Below are 459 nucleotides of genomic sequence, written 5' to 3' on the forward strand. Positions count from 1 at the left end.
AATCCAGTAGGTACCATCCTTTAACAAAGGGAGATAAATCTTACAATCGAGACTTATCTTCACGGAGAATTAAGGTTGAGAATATTTTTGCAAAGTTCAAAGTGTTTAACATCTTTTCAACAACTTATAGTCATTTAGTCTTTAAATAGTATGATATTGCATCGGTTAAATCCTCTGTTTTTCGAAGTGATTCTGTCACAACCTTTTTCAGAATGGCCCAGCTTTTCTCGATAGGATTCAGTTCTGGGGAATAAGGTGGTAGAGGTAAAAAGAAGTGTCCATTACAACTAGAAAGCTCATCTAATATCTTCTTAGGATGAAAACTTGCATTGTCCATGACGATAACATGAGGACCAGCCAAAGAAGGCAAAAGTTGTGTCTTAAACCATTCGACAAAGAAAGCACTGGTCATGCTGTCTTGATAGATCATCGGTGCTATAAATGTATGATTGATTTGCC

At 36.4% G+C, this 459-nt stretch carries 2 pseudogenes; one reads left to right on the forward strand and one right to left on the reverse strand.

The window, feature by feature from the left end:
• A pseudogene (locus E4T71_RS10360) lies at positions 1 to 134 on the forward strand (IS5/IS1182 family transposase); the annotation flags it as partial.
• Between the two features lie 68 nt (positions 135 to 202).
• Here the strand turns inward: E4T71_RS10360 and E4T71_RS08935 are convergent.
• Positions 203 to 459 (reverse strand): annotated as a pseudogene (locus E4T71_RS08935) (transposase); the annotation flags it as partial.

The sequence above is a fragment of the Streptococcus sp. WM07 genome (assembly GCF_004570525.1).
In the GTDB taxonomy this organism is placed as follows: Bacteria; Bacillota; Bacilli; order Lactobacillales; family Streptococcaceae; genus Streptococcus.